The organism is Phyllobacterium trifolii (genome assembly GCF_014192095.1).
GTDB classification, from domain to species: domain Bacteria; phylum Pseudomonadota; class Alphaproteobacteria; order Rhizobiales; family Rhizobiaceae; genus Phyllobacterium; species Phyllobacterium trifolii.
The window spans coordinates 217,242-233,149 of sequence record NZ_JACHXN010000003.1 but is presented as its reverse complement, the minus strand read 5'-3'; the positions used below and the strand labels follow the sequence as shown (position 1 = coordinate 233,149).

14 protein-coding genes, 1 tRNA gene and 1 riboswitch are annotated in these 15,908 nt (G+C 56.9%); of the genes, 6 read left to right on the top strand and 9 right to left on the bottom strand.

The genetic code is table 11. From position 1 onward, the window contains the following. Positions 1–338: 338 nt before the first annotated feature. Positions 339–552: riboswitch (cobalamin riboswitch) on the top strand. 273 nt (positions 553–825) lie between these two features. The 3 genes from FHS21_RS06085 to FHS21_RS06075 are packed head-to-tail and all read left to right on the top strand — an operon-like array spanning position 826 to position 3,593. Then, positions 826–1,632: an ABC transporter ATP-binding protein gene (locus tag FHS21_RS06085; RefSeq protein ID WP_112527418.1), complete on the top strand. Its 807-nt coding sequence runs from the start codon at positions 826–828 to the stop codon at positions 1,630–1,632. Further along, positions 1,632–2,579, top strand: coding sequence for an ABC transporter substrate-binding protein (locus tag FHS21_RS06080; protein WP_112527416.1), 948 nt, complete (start codon positions 1,632–1,634; stop codon positions 2,577–2,579). The genes FHS21_RS06085 and FHS21_RS06080 overlap by 1 nt, the downstream gene beginning before the upstream one ends. A gap of 39 nt (positions 2,580–2,618) precedes the next feature. Then, complete coding sequence (locus FHS21_RS06075) at positions 2,619–3,593, top strand: FecCD family ABC transporter permease (RefSeq protein ID WP_183661500.1); 975 nt, start codon at positions 2,619–2,621, stop codon at positions 3,591–3,593. On the opposite strand, the gene cysQ is transcribed toward FHS21_RS06075, so the two are convergent. The 6 genes from cysQ to FHS21_RS06045 form a co-directional block, all read right to left on the bottom strand. After that, positions 3,590–4,390: a 3'(2'),5'-bisphosphate nucleotidase CysQ gene (cysQ, locus tag FHS21_RS06070; RefSeq protein ID WP_183661235.1), complete on the bottom strand. Its 801-nt coding sequence runs from the start codon at positions 4,388–4,390 to the stop codon at positions 3,590–3,592. The two genes, FHS21_RS06075 and cysQ, sit on opposite strands and share 4 nt — an antisense overlap. A 167-nt stretch (positions 4,391–4,557) precedes the next feature. Next, on the bottom strand, positions 4,558–6,507 hold the full coding sequence (gene nodQ / locus FHS21_RS06065; protein WP_112527414.1) for a bifunctional sulfate adenylyltransferase/adenylyl-sulfate kinase NodQ: 1,950 nt from the start codon (positions 6,505–6,507) through the stop codon (positions 4,558–4,560). Then, entirely contained in the window at positions 6,507–7,412 is a 906-nt protein-coding gene (gene cysD / locus FHS21_RS06060; protein ID WP_112527412.1) for a sulfate adenylyltransferase subunit CysD, read from the bottom strand. Before cysD ends, nodQ begins: the two co-directional genes overlap by 1 nt. Before the next feature lie 467 nt (positions 7,413–7,879). Continuing rightward, positions 7,880–8,338: an RbsD/FucU family protein gene (locus tag FHS21_RS06055; protein WP_112527410.1), complete on the bottom strand. Its 459-nt coding sequence runs from the start codon at positions 8,336–8,338 to the stop codon at positions 7,880–7,882. A gap of 21 nt (positions 8,339–8,359) precedes the next feature. Continuing rightward, positions 8,360–9,289, bottom strand: a complete 930-nt coding sequence (gene rbsK / locus FHS21_RS06050) for a ribokinase (RefSeq protein WP_112551581.1) — start codon at positions 9,287–9,289, stop codon at positions 8,360–8,362. An 87-nt stretch (positions 9,290–9,376) separates the two neighbouring features. Beyond that, positions 9,377–9,451: transfer RNA gene (locus tag FHS21_RS06045), tRNA-Gln, on the bottom strand. A 793-nt stretch (positions 9,452–10,244) separates the two neighbouring features. On the opposite strand from FHS21_RS06045, the gene FHS21_RS06040 reads away from it, so the two are divergent. Beyond that, positions 10,245–11,240 carry an MraY family glycosyltransferase gene (locus FHS21_RS06040; protein WP_246410851.1) on the top strand — a complete coding sequence of 332 codons (996 nt, stop codon included), beginning with the start codon at positions 10,245–10,247 and terminating at the stop codon, positions 11,238–11,240. Here FHS21_RS06040 and FHS21_RS06035 read toward each other — a convergent pair. Beyond that, positions 11,237–13,105 carry a polysaccharide biosynthesis protein gene (locus tag FHS21_RS06035; RefSeq protein WP_112527406.1) on the bottom strand — a complete coding sequence of 623 codons (1,869 nt, stop codon included), beginning with the start codon at positions 13,103–13,105 and terminating at the stop codon, positions 11,237–11,239. The two genes, FHS21_RS06040 and FHS21_RS06035, sit on opposite strands and share 4 nt — an antisense overlap. A 531-nt stretch (positions 13,106–13,636) precedes the next feature. Here FHS21_RS06035 and FHS21_RS06030 point away from each other — a divergent pair. Beyond that, positions 13,637–13,876, top strand: coding sequence for a hypothetical protein (locus FHS21_RS06030; RefSeq protein ID WP_183661233.1), 240 nt, complete (start codon positions 13,637–13,639; stop codon positions 13,874–13,876). Next, positions 13,767–14,837, top strand: a complete 1,071-nt coding sequence (locus FHS21_RS06025) for a DUF2793 domain-containing protein (RefSeq protein WP_112527404.1) — start codon at positions 13,767–13,769, stop codon at positions 14,835–14,837. The genes FHS21_RS06030 and FHS21_RS06025 overlap by 110 nt, the downstream gene beginning before the upstream one ends. Positions 14,838–14,994: 157 nt before the next feature. Here FHS21_RS06025 and uraH read toward each other — a convergent pair whose 3' ends face one another. Together uraH and uraD are read right to left on the bottom strand one after the other, a co-directional pair. Continuing rightward, the gene (uraH, locus tag FHS21_RS06020; RefSeq protein ID WP_112527402.1) at positions 14,995–15,348 is read right to left on the bottom strand and encodes a hydroxyisourate hydrolase; all 354 of its coding nucleotides are present in this window, start codon (positions 15,346–15,348) and stop codon (positions 14,995–14,997) included. 10 nt (positions 15,349–15,358) lie between these two features. After that, a complete protein-coding gene (gene uraD / locus FHS21_RS06015) occupies positions 15,359–15,862 on the bottom strand; it encodes a 2-oxo-4-hydroxy-4-carboxy-5-ureidoimidazoline decarboxylase (protein ID WP_112528056.1) in 504 nt (167 codons plus the stop codon). Positions 15,863–15,908 lie beyond the last annotated feature (46 nt).

Genomic DNA, 15,908 nt, shown 5'->3' with positions numbered 1-15,908 from the left:
CCTTCGTCGAGTTTTGTGAGTGAAGCAGAAAACACCGTGCCAGCCGGTGTATCGGAGACGATAGGCCTCTCCGACTAGGGCAAGAGCCTTGCTCGCAAGACAGGGGTGACGCTATGTGGTTTCTACCACTGCGTATCACCCTGGAATTGAAGAAGACCCGGAGCAGCTGGACACTGACTCTCCGGGTCTTATTTCAGTAAACTAGGAAAAGAGGGGCAGGCGAAAGCTTGCCTCTCACTCCAAGACAAAACATAGCATTTCCTTTCATTTTTCCAAGCGTTATCCGCACTTGATTAGTCTGCAGACTATTAAACGGATTGCTTTGGGTGCTTTTTCCACTAATGATCGTCACCGATGGTTTCTCCGGCAAGACAACGCCGGAGATGAAAAGGGAACACGGTGAGGCGTACCCAAAAGGGACCGAGACCGTGGCTGCCCCCGCAACTGTAAGCGGTGAGCGATGCCTGAAGATGCCACTGGTCGAATGATCGGGAAGGCAAGGCAAAGCTGAGACCCGCGAGCCAGGAGACCTGCCATCAATACTGAAATTCGAACCGGACGGGGTGTGCCGGGAGCGATGCGATGTTTCCCGCCGCAACGGTCCCCTTCGCGGGTCTGTGCCTGATGGCGGCGCTGCATTGTCCGTTCCCTCATCCCGTTCCCTAACAGATGGACGGGAATGAATACCCCAAAGATTTTCTCTCGCGTCAGGCCAGTTCTTGCCTTCAGCGCACTGCTCCTCTTTACATACGTTATAACGTTACGTAATGGAGGTGCTGTGCGCTGCTGCTTTTGCGGCGTTTCAGCATCCGGAGAACTCCGCTTATGAGCCATATTGTGCTCAACGCCGACACCGTGACTTATCGCATCGCCGGCGAGACCCTGGTCGACAAGGCATCCTTGACGATCGAATGCGGTGCACGCCTGGCGATCATCGGACCGAACGGTGCCGGCAAGTCGACCTTGTTACGCATGCTGGCAGGTCTTCTCCAGCCGACTTTCGGCGATATCACACTCCGTAGCAAAAGCGTCAGCCATTTGACACCGCTTGAACGTGCCCGGCAGTTTGCCTTTGTCGGCCAGACCGACACGCCGGAGCTCCAGCTTTCCGTCGAAGACTATGTCTCTCTCGGCCGTATTCCGCATGTTGGCACCTTTACCAAGGTACGGGAACGCGAGATCGTGGCCGAAGCATTGCATCGCGCGAAGATCGCGCAGTTTTCGCGACGCGCCATCGGATCGCTGTCGGGCGGCGAGCGTCAGCGCGTACAGTTGGCGCGGGCCATTGCCCAACAACCGGCTGTGCTATTCCTTGATGAACCAACCAACCATCTCGACCCCAGGGCGCGCAGCGAGTTGCTGTCACTGGTCGCCGGACTTGATGTGACGACGATCGCGGTCTTGCACGATCTGCCTTTGGTCGCGCCCTTTGCCACGCATGTCGCGGTCATGCACAACGCCCTTGTAGTTGCCACCGGCACCCCCGATGAAACGCTGACGCCTCGGGTTGTCGGCGACGTCTTCAATCTAGACGTTTTGCGCTTGCGCCATCCATCGCAGAACCGCGACCTCATGGTGTTCGAGACGCCAGAACCATCGCCATCAGTCCATCCCCACGCACGGAGCATTTGATGAAAAAGACAATTCTTGCCCTCGCACTGACCATATTGTCGACGCCTGCGTTGGCATTCCCCGTTACTGTCGAAAGTTGCGGCAAGCCGCTGACTTTCGATGCCGCGCCAAAACGAGCGGTGATCCAGGATCTCAACATGAGTGAAATGGCCTTCGCACTCGACCTGCAATCGTCGATGGTCGGGGTGACCGGCATCACAGGCTGGTACAAGGTGGATGACGCCTTCAAGAAGGAGCTTGGTCAAATTCCGGAACTCGCTTCCAAGGAACCGACGGTGGAAAACCTCGTCGCCGCCAACCCCGATTTCTTCTTTGCCGGCTGGTACTATGGGATGAAACCCGGCGGAGACGTGACGCCGGATACGCTTGCGCCCTACGGCATCAAGACTCTCGTCTTGACCGAGAGCTGCGTGCACCTTGACAAGAATCGCCCCGCCGCCTCGATGGACCTGCTCTACGGCGACATGACAAAACTCGGCAAGATTTTCGGCAAGGAACAGCAGGCCGAGGCACTGGTTGCCGGCTGGAAGACACAGCTTGCGGATATCAAAAAAAGAATCAGCAACAGCGGCGAAACCCGTGTTCTTCTTTATGATTCCGGCGAGGACAAGCCCTTTACTGCGGGCAAGTTCGCGATGCCGACTGCACTCATCAGCGAAGCCGGCGGCACCAACATCATGTCCGACATGGAGACAAGTTGGGGCACGACATCATGGGAAACTGTCGCGGCACGCAACCCGCAATTCCTCATCCTGCTCGACTATCAGGATGGTGCAGGCTATCAAAAGCTGCTCGACTTCCTCAAAGCGCATCCGGCAATGAAGGAAACCGATGCGGTGAAGAATGAGCGTTTCGTGGCACTGCGCTATGCCGAGCTCACGCCTGGTCCGGCCAATATCGAAGCCATCGGCAAGATCGCCAAGGCCATGCATCCGGAAGCTTTCTGAGTGCAAGCCCGACAACGCATTTCGCTCGTGGCAGGGGTGATGCTGGTCATCGCCCTCGCTCTGCTATCCATCGCCTACGGCTCGACTGTCATACCCTTGAGCGATGTGCTGAATGCCTTCGCCCATGCGGCTGGTCTCAGCAATCTGAACACAACGATACCAATCGAACGCATTGTCGTTGATCTGCGCTTGCCGCGCGTCATACTGGCCATCTGCGTTGGCGCCGGGCTCGGCATTGTCGGCGCGATGTTGCAGACGGTAACGCGCAATGATCTCGCCGACCCCTTCCTGTTCGGGCTATCATCGGGTGCCGCAGCCGGTGCGGTTTCGGTGATCAGCATTTTCGGCGACCGCTTCGGCATCTGGACGCTGCCGATCGCTGCCTTCATCGGCGGCATGCTCGCTGCAATCATCGTTCTGCTACTGGTTCGGCGCGTACAGGGTCAGGGACCGGAACGCATGATCCTTGCGGGTCTCGCCGTCTCGTTCCTGTTTGCCGCGATCACCAACTACATGGTGTTCTCCGGTGACCAGCGCGCCGCCCATTCCGTCCTGTTCTGGACGCTTGGAGGGCTCGGCCTCGCACGCTGGGAAAACCTGCCGCTGGCGTTGCTGGGCCTCACGGCGATCCTCATCCACGCGCTCTATAACCACCGCAACCTCGATGCGTTTCTTGCCGGCGAAAATACGGCGGAAAGCTTGGGCATCCGCGTCAACCGTACACGCAATACAGTCTTCATCGTCTGCGCATTTTCAACGGCGATCTTCGTTTCAGTCGCAGGTGTCATCGGTTTTGTCGGTCTGATGATTCCACATATCGCACGGCGCTTTGCCGGACAGCTTCATGCGGGCCTGATCCCCACCTGCGCGCTGCTCGGCGCAACGCTGATCCTCCTGAGCGACCTTGCCGCACGCCTTCTCCTCGCGCCGCAGGAACTGCCAATCGGCATCGTTACCAGTTCCGTCGGGGCGTTCTTCGTGGTGACGCTGCTGTTACGCAAACGGTCGGGCTAGAACCTGCCGCGTGCGACAAAGCTCGGATTGGCGAAGTCCGCATCATTGGCCTGATTGCGGCGGCCATAGGTCAGCGGCTTGCCGTCAAGGGTCAGCGTGATGCCGCCCGCCGCGCGTAGAACCGCATCACCTGCCGCCGTGTCCCATTCCATCGTCCGGCTGAGCCGCGGATAGATGTCGGCTTCGCCGCGCGCCAACAGGCCGAATTTGATCGAAGAGCCAACCGAGACGCAATCGGCGATGGCGAAACCTTTCAGGTATTCGTCGGTTTCCGGCGTACGATGCGAGCGGCTGGCGACGGCAATCATTTCCTCCGGCGCAGTCCGGCACGAAATGCTGTTGCGCGTGGTCACGCTCCCCGTGGAATCGACGGTCACTTCCTGAGCGCCGTTCGGGCCGCCGGTAAACAGCCACCCGCGTACCGGAGCATAGACGATGCCCAGCACCGGAGCGCCGTCTTCGATCAGGGCGATGTTGACAGTGAAATCACCATTGCGATTGACGAACTCGCGTGTGCCATCGAGCGGATCGACCAGATAAAAACGGTCGCCGAGATCACCGGGCACGTGCCCACCGGAAATCTCTTCCTCCGCCACAATCGGAATATCGGGCGTTGCCTGGCGCAGCGCCTCCAGGATGATGGCTTCCGCCGCGCGGTCAGCAGCGGTGACCGGCGACTTGTCGTCTTTCAACGAAACATCGCAGCCTTCTATGTAAATGCGCAGAATTTCGCGTCCGGCAGCAATCGCCGTGGTTTCGAAGGTCTGAAGCAGAGCAGGATAGTTTACGGCGTTCATGCCTTCCCCTCTGGGCTCCTGACCACGGCCGCGGCGAGATTCGCGATCATGCCGCACCGAAAACGGTGGTGTTCGAGCACCGGAGCGCAGTGGACTTGAAGTCCATGAGCACCGGAGCACAGAAAAACGCCGTTTGCAGGCCGGCATGGCGTGAATATCAACATGGCTTAGATCGACCAGGAACTTTGATCGTAGTTAAAGATAATGCCGTGCTCTACAAGGAGCTTTTCAACCTCTGAGGCCAGATCTTCCGTTGTCCGGCCAACTGTCTTCAAATGCAGTTCCGGATTCTCCGGCGCTTCATAGGGCGAGTCTACGCCGGTGAAGTTCTTGATCTCGCCGCGCAGTGCTTTGGCATACAATCCCTTGGGGTCACGTTTCGCGCACTCCTCAAACGGCGTATCGACAAAAACCTCGAGGAATTCACCATCATCCAGCAGTTCGCGCACCATGCGGCGCTCGGAAGCGAACGGCGAAATGAACGATACAAGGACGATCAATCCGGCGTCCGCCATCAGCTTGGCCACCTCGCCGACACGGCGGATGTTCTCAACACGGTCTTCTTCGGTAAAGCCGAGATCGCGATTGAGGCCATGACGGACATTATCACCGTCGAGAATATAGGTGTGCTTGCCGAGTGACGACAGGCGCTTCTCGACCAGATTGGCGATCGTCGATTTGCCGGAACCCGATAGGCCGGTGAACCACACGACTGCGGGTTTCTGATCCTTTTGCGCGGCGCGCGATGCCTTGTCGACATCGAGCGCCTGCCAATGCACGTTGGAAGCACGGCGTAGCGCAAAGTCGATCATGCCAGCGCCGACCGTCGCATTGGTCAGGCGGTCAATCAGGATGAACGACCCTGTCGAGCGGTTCGACTTGTAGGCGTCGAAGGCGATTGGCACCTGCGTCGAGATATTGACGACGCCAACTTCATTCAGGTCAAGCGATTTGGCCGCTTCCTGCGCGAAACTATTGATATCGATTCGATATTTGAGATCGGTAATCGTCGCAGTGACCTGATCGGTTTCCGTCCGCAGGATATAGGATCGCCCCGGGATCAGCGCATGCTCCGCGAACCACACGACGTTGGCGGCAAACTGGTCCGCAACGTCAGGCCGAGCTTCGGGTGCGACCAGCATATTGCCGCGCGAAACCTCGATCTCGTCATCGAGAACGATCGTGACCGCTTCACCTTCGCTGGCAGAGTCCAGATCACCGTCCCAAGTGACGATACGCTTGACCCGTGAAGACTTGCCGGATTTGGCGACGACGACTTCGTCGCCCGGCGCAACGCTGCCCGAGGCAATGGTGCCGGAAAAACCGCGGAAGTCGAGGTTGGGCCGGTTGACGTACTGAACCGGAAAGCGGAACGGACGTGCGTCATCCGCGCTTTCCAACGGCACGTTCTCCAGATGCTGCAGCAGCGCCGGTCCCTTGTACCAGGGCAGGTTGGCCGATGGCCCGATGACATTGTCGCCAAAGCGCGCCGAAAGAGGGATGGCCTGTATTGTCTTGAATCCGAGTTTGCTCGCAAACTCCTGATAATCCGCAACAATCTTGTCAAAAACATCCTGCGAATAGTCCACGAGATCGATCTTGTTGACGGCAAGAATGATGTTGCGAATGCCAAGCAGCGACGCAATGAAACTGTGGCGCCGCGTCTGGCGCAGGATGCCCTGCCGCGCATCGACCAGCACGATTGCAAGGTCCGCAGTCGAAGCGCCGGTTGCCATGTTGCGCGTGTACTGTTCATGGCCAGGCGTGTCGGCAACGATGAACTTGCGCTTCGGCGTCGAGAAAAAGCGATAGGCGACATCGATGGTGATGCCCTGCTCGCGTTCAGCTTCCAACCCGTCGACCAACAGGGCGAAATCGATATCTTCGCCGTTGGTACCGTGCTTGCGACTATCCTTGGTCAGTGCTGCCAGCTGATCCTCGAAGATCAGCTTGGTATCGTAAAGCAGACGTCCGATGAGCGTGGATTTGCCGTCATCGACCGAGCCGCAAGTAAGAAACCGCAGCAGCGATTTCTTCTCCTGTTCGGCCATATAGGCGTTGATTTCTTCGGCGGCTGAAGCTGCAGGCAAAATCTTGATCTGTCCTAGCTTAGACATCAGAAATAGCCCTCGCGCTTCTTCTTCTCCATGGAGCCCGCCTCGTCCTTGTCGATCATACGCCCCTGCCGCTCGGAGGTACGCGAGACGAGCATTTCGCTGACGATTTCCGGCAGGGTTGCCGCGCCGGACTCAACAGCCCCTGTCAGAGGATAGCAGCCCAGCGTGCGGAACCGCACCATTTTCTGCTGCAGCACTTCGCCGGGAAGCAGTTGCATCCGTTCGTCATCGCGCATGATCAGCATGCCGTCACGCTCGACAACCGGACGCCTTGCCGCAAAGTACAAAGGAACGATCGGAATTTCCTCCTGCATGATATATTGCCAGATATCGAGCTCGGTCCAGTTGGAGATCGGAAACACGCGGATGGATTCACCCTTGGCGACGCGGGTATTATAGATCTTCCACATTTCCGGCCGCTGGTTCTTCGGGTCCCAGGAATGCTGCGCACTGCGGAACGAGAAAATCCGTTCCTTGGCACGAGACTTTTCCTCGTCACGGCGCGCGCCACCAAAGGCCGCATCGAACCCGTATTTGTCGAGCGCCTGCCGCAGTGCCACGGTTTTCATGATGTGCGTATGCGTGTTGGAGCCATGCGTGAAGGGACCGATGCCTTGCTCGATGCCCTCCTGATTACTGTGAACGAGAAGATCGAAGCCAAGTCGCTGAGCTTCTGAATCACGAAATGCGATCATCTCCTTGAATTTCCACGTGCTATCGACGTGGAGGAATGGAAATGGCGGCTTGGCCGGATAGAAGGCCTTCATCGCCAGATGCAGCATGACGGACGAATCCTTGCCGATCGAATAAAGCATCACGGGATTGGAGAACGTCGCCGCGACCTCACGAAAAATATGGATTGCTTCGGCTTCAAGACGCTGGAGATGCGTCAGGTTCTTGGTCATGAAAATTACTATCCACTCTCGCTGCCAGCATCAGGCGCAACGAATATCAACTGAATCACGCGGCGTATCAATATCGCCATTGCTCGCGGCAACATAGTGGAAGGGCGATATTTAAGGAAAGGATGGTTTCACAAGGGACACGAAATCCGCGCCAATTTATTGCCGTGAACGACATTTTATCAGAAAGCGATTCCATCGCAGCGTAACGCCGGAGTCCAGCTTTTTTAAAACGTCCAATCCGTGGAAAATTGATCCGGGGTCGTGCCACCTTGAGCACAGTTCTCTCGCCGACGTCCTTGAGCGCCCATTTCTGCGTCATTGTTAAGCGCCTCTCTCTCTCCGTCATCCTCGGGCTTGACCCGAGGACCCACGGCAAAGGAGAGCGGACCGTTTAATCCGACGGGTTCCATCTACTGGCAGCGGCACACCGGAAGCACAGGAAACCATCATATGCCCGTCAGGGTGGATTATCGAAGGTCTTCCGGTGGGATCACGCCCTTCGTCAATATAAAACACCCATAAAACCGCCGCTCGCCGGTGGCGATGACGCAATAGGCATTCTTGGCATGTTCATAGAAATCCATCCGGTCGATCGAGACCATTGGCCAATGCTTACCTTCGGCGGCGTCGATCTCCACCTGCATTTCTACCTGCACATCAGGCATCTCGTCGGGGCTGCCGACGATTTCCATGCGCGCGGCGGCGTCATCGATGAACGTGTCGAGCGGCATGACCGAGAGAATGGCACGCGCGGCTCGCGGCGCGGTCACAGCGTCAATGCGCAACAGCCGGCCGAGCCGTGTCTGGCGCGCAATGGAATCCCCCGGAAAATTGGTATCGCATATGACCAGACGGTCGCCGTGGCCCATAGCTCTCAGAGCGTAGAGTACATCCGCATTCAGTAATGGATCCAGATTCTTGAGCATGTTTCCTCCCGATATGTCTGATTATTTCGCGCGATTTTGCAGAAACTGATTGAATTCTTCGGCCGTCGCATAGGACTTCTGTGTGCCTTCGCGGGTAATCGAGTCAGCGGCATAGAGCGCCGCTTTCCTGAGCGAGGCTTCGAGCTCCCGGCCCTCTACGTAATAGCGAGCGAAGCTGCCGATGAATGCATCACCGGCGCCTGTCGTGTCTTTCGGCTTGACTTTGAAAGGCTCGATCAATGTCGAGGTGTCCGCAGTGATCAGCCGAGCTCCGCGGGAACCGAGGGTGACGATGACCGTGCGGATACCCTTGTCAATCAAGGAACGCGCGGCGGTTTCAATCTCGGCATCTGTCCCGGTGGGCATGCCCGTCAGCAGCGCCAGTTCGGTTTCGTTGGGAACGACGAAGGTTGCCTTGGTGACCTGTTTCGGATCGAGATCAGGCGCAGCGGGTGCGGGATTGAGGATGGTTTCGATGCCATGCCGATCAGCGAAGGCGATCGTGTAATAGACCGTTTCGAGCGGCACTTCTAATTGCATGAGGATAAGGTCGCAGCGCTTCAAATCTTCTGCAGCAGCATCGATATCGGCGGGCTTCAGATCATTGTTCGCGCCCTTGATGATAAAAATCGAGTTTTCGCCGCTTTCGTCGACAAAAATCGGCGCAACGCCGCTCGATTTGCCCGTGATGGTCCCCACATGCGAGACATCGATGCCGTTGCTCTTGAGGTTGTCGATGGTGCTTTGACCGAAAACGTCGTCGCCGACTTTGGTTACCATCATCACGTCGGCGCCAAGCCTTGCAGCAGCGACCGCCTGATTAGCGCCCTTGCCGCCAAATCCCATCGAAAATGCCGGTGCTTCCAAAGTTTCTCCCGGCGCAGGCATGCGAATGATCGATGTGACGAGATCGGTCATGTTGCTACCAACGACCGCGATGCGACGTGCCATATCTGTTTCCTCTTTGGTCAATAGTCTTTTGCCAATGATCTATAGCAATGATTAGCCGGAAAGAAACAGATCTTGTCATGAAATGACTGGCTGGGGCGGGAGGGTTCGAACCTCCGAATGGCGGTACCAAAAACCGCTGCCTTACCACTTGGCTACGCCCCAAAATGCCAGCGCCAATCAGAATATTCGGCGTGACAGCGCGGCCTTATAACCTCTGGTTCCAGCTTGTGCAATGTGAATGATCGGAGAGTTTGTACGTTCTCCGCAATTGTTTCCGCGTTTTTCCATGACCAAGGCCAGGACGGGGCATTGGACCTAGAGCGGTTTGTGACCATATTGGATCAATCCTGTTTCCCGGGTGGCGAGACAATCCACGCGGAAGGTGGCGAGGTCGATGTCTTTCCATCGTCCGACGCCGCCTGACAAAGTGGTTGGCCGCCAGCCGGAAACCCGAAGGGCCGGGTGAATTTGGCCCAAATCCGTCGGGCTTCGGCGTCGTCCGATGGAAAGGCATCGGCCTCGCCAAATCCCTCGACCTTGAACCAAATTCCCTCCGGCAGGATGATTCAATATGATTACAAACCGCTCTAAGTCGGGGTTCTGTTCAGAAATGCATATCGCTAGGCTGGAGCAATATTGTGTTTTGACGGCGAAGCAGCAGCACCGTGCCAGCCGGTGCAATCAGGGGGATGGGCCTCCCTGGCTGAGGCATACGGCCAATATGCTGTCAAACTTGGAGTGAAGCGAATGTGGTTTCTACCGCTGAGCATCACCCTGGAAGTGAAAAAGAATCGGATCAGCTGGTCACTGACAATCCGATTCTCATTTTCACTAACCTAGGAATGGGAGGTGGGTTTCGGCCTGCCTCCTATCCAAGAGGAATATAGCACTTCTCAAGGAATTTCCAAGAGTGCTAAGTGACCGCTCCGAGGTCGCATAAATACGGGAATCAGCATTGGCCGCCATCATAGCTCCTTTTCTTGCCGCCGCCGTTGCAAGTGCCGCCTTGCTGACGATCATCATGCGGGCGCTTCCTGCGGATTTCCTCGGTGCGGCGGTGACAGAGCGCTCCAATCATACGCAGGCGGCGCGGCAATTGGGCGGCCTCGCCATCGTTCCAGTCATCATCGTTTCGCTGTGGATATTCGGCCCTGCGTCCGACCCTGACCCGCAGTTTCTCGGCGCAACAACCATTGCAGCCGCCGTGCTCTGGATAATCGGTTTCCTCGATGACCGCCATCATCTGCCCGAAACAATCCGGCTTGCATCGCAACTCGCAGCCTCAGCGATTGCAGTCTATGGGCTCGGGGCAGACTTCCGCCTGCTGCCGGATCTCCTGCCTTTCCTTGTGGAGCGAGGCCTTCTCGTTCTCGCCCTCGTCTATTTCATCAACCTGACCAATTTCATGGACGGGCTCGACCTGATGGTCGTCTCAGGCCTCGGCATCCCCCTCGCCCTGCTTGCCAGCTTCGCTATCTTCGGACTTGCCGCGCTCGGGACCGGCAGCCTTGCCGCTTCGATTGCAGGAGCGCTATTGGGCTTTGCCGTCTTCAACCGGCCGAAGGCGAGCATGTTTCTCGGTGATGCCGGCAGCTTGCCCATCGGCTTGCTCAGCGGGCTTGCCTTCTTTCGGCTTGGCCATGATCTGTCGATCTGGGCCGGGCTGATCCTGCCATTGTTTTTCATCGCCGATGCAACATCGACACTGTTCATGCGTCTGGCAGCAGGCGACAATATTTTCGCGGCGCATTCCAAGCACGCCTATCAGATAGCAAAGCGATCCGGCTGGTCGATCTGGGGCATTGTCATCAGCGTCGGCGTGCTCAATGTCATACTTGGAGCCTGCGCCATTGCAGCGGCACAACACGGTCTATTTCGTGCCGCAGGTATTCTCGCGGCGCTGATTGGCGTCGGTTTTGTTTTGCTCCGGTTTCGAGCCAAATTGCGCTAGGATTTGGCATACTCGAAGAGCAGCTTGCGCACAGCATCGGCGTCCTGCTTTTCGATCAGCTGCCGCAACTCTGTAATCGCTTCGGGCAAATGGTTCACCGAATTGGCGCCGCGCTTGGCGCGCAGAATTTTAGAGTGGTTCGTCGGCGACACGCCGGTCGGATCGTAGAACAGCTCTTCATGCAACTTCTCGCCATCGCGTATACCGACGGTGACGATTTCGATATCACCCTCCGGATGGAGGCTGTCCTTGATCGAAAGGCCGGCAAGAAGAATCATGTTTTCTGCAAGATCACGGATACGCACGGCTTCGCCCATTTCGAGCAGCAGAATATCCCCACCCCCGGAAAGCGCGCCGGCCTGGATGATCAGTTCCGCAGCTTCGCGTACCGACATGAAATAGCGGGTCATATCGTCATGGGTAACCGTCAACGGACCGCCATGGGCAATTTGCTCGCGAAACAACGGTACGACCGAACCGCTCGAACCGATCACATTGCCGAAGCGAACCGACGCGAATATCTGTCCGCTGCCCTGCCTGCTCGCCTCATCGCCATAATAGCGTACGATAAGCTCGGCCCATCGCTTGGTCGCGCCCATGACATTCGATGGCCGCACTGCTTTATCGGACGAAATGAGGACAAAATTTCTGACCCCTGCCTCGCGCGACAATGCCGCCAGCACCTCCGTACCGATCACATTGTTTCGTGCGCCCTCGACAACATTTTCCTCCACCAACGGCACATGTTTATAGGCGGCACAATGATAGACATTCTCGATCTTATGCGTTGCAAGGACGCTTCTGATCAACGGCGCATCGGCGATCGAACCGAGCACCGGAACGATCAGACAATCGCTGACCGCGGCGAGCTCGCGATGGAGCTGATAGATGCTGTGCTCATTGACATCGAAAATGACCAGCTTCGCCGGTGCCAGCTTGACGATGGTGCGGCAAAGCTCCGACCCGATAGATCCGCCAGCGCCAGTCACGAGAATGGCGCGATCTTCCACGGTCTTGTCGAGCAGGATAGGGTCGGCCGGCACTGGCGAGCGGCCTAGCAGGTCATCGATATCGATGTCGCGCAGATGGCTGATCAGGTATTTTCCTGCGGTCAGATCTGAAATCGCCGGGAGAATACGAACCTTGACATCGAGAGACTTCAACCTGCCGATCAGGCGACGGCGCTGAATGCCGCTCAGCGACGAGGTCGTCACGATCATCTCGTTGATGCCGAAATTGTCGATGAGAGTCTCGAGCTGCGATGTCGGGTAGACACGGATACCAAGAATATCCATGCCATGCAGGCTCTTGTCGTCATCGACAAAACCCGCGACGAAGACTTCATTTTGTGACCTCAAAGCGTTCGCCAATTGGCGGCCGGCATCGCCCGCCCCGAATATGAGACACTGCCGCGCCAGCAGCTTTTCACGCAAGGGGCTCCACAGCAGCCATTTTGCGGCAAAACGGCTGCCGCAGATGAGACCGATGCTCAGCACCCAATAGAGAAATGGTATGGCGCGCGGCACACCTTCGGCACCGGTCATCAGCGTCAGGAAGGCGAGGCAGACCCATAGAATGACGGAGATCGTCACGGCCTGGATCATGGTCCAGATTGCCTTGTCAGGAAGGTAGCGGATGACAGACCGATACAGCCCGAAACGCACGAACACCGGCAGACCGATAAGCGGCGCAGCGACCATCAACAAAGCTTGCTCGCTGTTCGGGATAAAAAATTCACCGAATCTCAGCAAATAGCTGAGCCAAATAGCGAAAGTCAGCGTAACCATGTCAAAAATGACAAGGAGTATCTGCTTGTAACGACGCGGCATCATCGAGACGCTTTGCCGAAAGATTTCCAATTTCATTAATCCTCAAGGTTCAAGGCAAAAAACGCAAGACCAGTAGCATAGGGCATCATAAATGCAATGCTCGTCTATCGATCAACCGGGACGTGCTTGGAAATCAACAGAAAACTCGATATATTGGGTGTCGGAGAGAGGGCAGGCTTTCGCCCGCCCTCCTTTCCTTACCGTATGAAATGGACCCGAAGAGACAGTGACCAGCTGCTTCGGGTCCTTTTCATTGTAAGGGTGATGCTCAGTGGTAGATACCACATATCGCTTTCACCTCCGGTTTCCTGGCGAGGCCCTCGCCTCGGTCGAAGCGGCCTATCCCCTTCGAATGCACCGACTGGCTCGATGCTGCTGCTTTCGCCTGAAAACCTGTTGAGGATCGCTTGGTTGTTGGTTGAAGGCAACGAATGCAGGGTTGCACCGATCTTCAAAAAGCACGTTGCAAGGTTGTTGCAGCGGCCACTTCCCGCTGGCGGTTTATCCACCACCTGTCAGGCGGCTTTAGAGTCTCTGGTCTTGATCGATTGCTGAAAGGACAGCCAGATGGACCAGACGACGACGAACCTCAAATTGCCCTATATAGCGCCGTCGCAGGCGCAAAAGCATGTCACCCACAACGAGGCTATCCGGGCGCTCGATGCGCTGGTGCAGCTCTCGGTGATGAGGCCGCAAACTGAAAAATGCCCCGCCGGAGCCTTCGGAAGGAGACCGTTACATCGTCGCGTCCGAGGCCGTCGTGCCATGGGCGGGCAAGACGGACCAGATCGCTGCGTGGCAGGATGACGCCTGGGCGTTCTTCCAGCCGCAGGAGGGCTGGCACGCCTGGGTGGCAGAGGAACAAACCTTCGCCGTTTTCGATCGCAATTCCTGGAGCAGGGTAGCGGGCGGAACCAACCCGGTAGATTCTGTCGGTATCAATACGGTCGCCGACGAGAACAACCGGCTGGCGTTAAAAAGCCCTGCCTCGTTGTTCGATCATGCTGGTGGCGGCCATCAGCTGAAAATAAACAAGGTGGATGACAGCCATACCGCCTCGCTGCTTTTCCAGTCCAATTATCAGGGCCGGGCCGAGATGGGCACAATGTGGGGTCGTGATTTTCATATCAAGACCAGCTCCGACGGCAATCGATGGCAGGACGCCATGGCCGTCGATAGCGCCACGGGGATTGCACGTTTTCCCTCAGGCATTGCTCATTCGGCCACCGGCAAGAAGCAATCCGGTCTGATTTTCCTCTCGCCAAGCGACAGCGGCACAGTGATCTTCCAGCCGCTGGGGGTTCGCACCCAAGCCCTGAAGACTGCCAAACTGGCTTCGATCAGTGATGATATCGTGACTTTCACCAGCAATACCGCTGGCGAATTCTTCGGCACCGCCATGCGCGGGCTGTCGATGGTTCGCATCTGGAATGTAACCAAAACACCGGCGCAACCGGCCTTTGCCAAATGGGACACGGCGGCCAATCAGCTGCAAGTGAGCAACGCCGACGACATCAAGCTATGGTCCGCGGGCGATACGATCCAGCTTGGCGATCCGGTTACCAACCTCATTGCCATTGATGTCTCGCCGCTGATGCAGAAACTTCTGGGTAGTGTATTCCGGCAGGATGGAATTATGCTCGATGCAGGCAACACCGGGGCTATCACCGTCGCCTGCAGGGATCAGTCCCCTGCATCCACATCCAACCTCGTCTATTTCAAAATCGATGAAGCTCGTAGCGTCAGCGTAATCGGGATTTACGGGTGAAGGCTGCTGTGCGTGGTTCGACAAGCTCACCATGAGGGAGATAAGTGGTTTTGCAGGGAGCCAAACACCCAAGCGTGCCGACTATCATGCGGTCAGCCAACCTCCCTCATGGTGAGCTTGTCGAACCACGCACAGCAGTAATGCAGGAAGGATTCTCTCAACTGCCCCGATAGGTCGAATACCCCCACGGCGTTACCAACAGAGGCACATGATAATTGCCATCGGCATTCGCTATCGAAAACCGGAGAGGAATATCGTCAAGGAACGGAGGCTCGTCACGGGCAATTTGCGATGCCTTGAAATAATCCTCGATGAAGAACGTCAACTCGTATTGACCAGCCATCATCTCATCCGGGGATAGCAGCAGCGCATCTGTCCTGCCATCGGCATTGGTAACCGCAGTCTTGAGCAAATGACGGCCGGTCTGATCGATCCGGTGCAGTGTCAACGCCATGCCGACGGCCGGCTTTCCCGCCGCCGTATCGAGCACATGTGTGGATAACTTTCCCATCAAAAGCTCCTCATGCAAATAAATCGTCGAGACGAAAGCGTGCGATCAAAGCGATCTGCCGCAGCCCTTCGATCACCTCTTCGCCCGAATTATGGTTCAGGCGTTGGCGGAACGCCGCCATGATTGAATGCTTGTCATGCCCCCGGACCGCAAGGATAAAAGGGAAGCCGAAACGGCTCTGATATGCGTTGTTCAGCCGATGAAACTCTTCGAACTCAGCGTCCGTCAATCTGTCGAGACCGGCGCCCTTCTGCTCGCTCGTCGACTCCGCCGTTAGATTGCCCTGCCGCGCCGCCTTGCCCGCGAGATTGGGATGTGCCCGGATGAGCCCGAGTTGCGCCACCTGCCCTGACGCGTTCACGGCATTGACCATCGCAGCGTGCAGGTCCTCGGTGCTGGCAAAAGGCCGTAACTTCGCGACAGCCTCCGGAACCCAAGGCGAGTGCTCGAATATGCCGCCTAGCGCTGCAACGAAATCCGTGGCATCGAGGGAGTTGAGTTTGTCTAATGTCATATGCTGCATCGACGTTCCAATATAACAGGATAGCAATGCTGCTGTG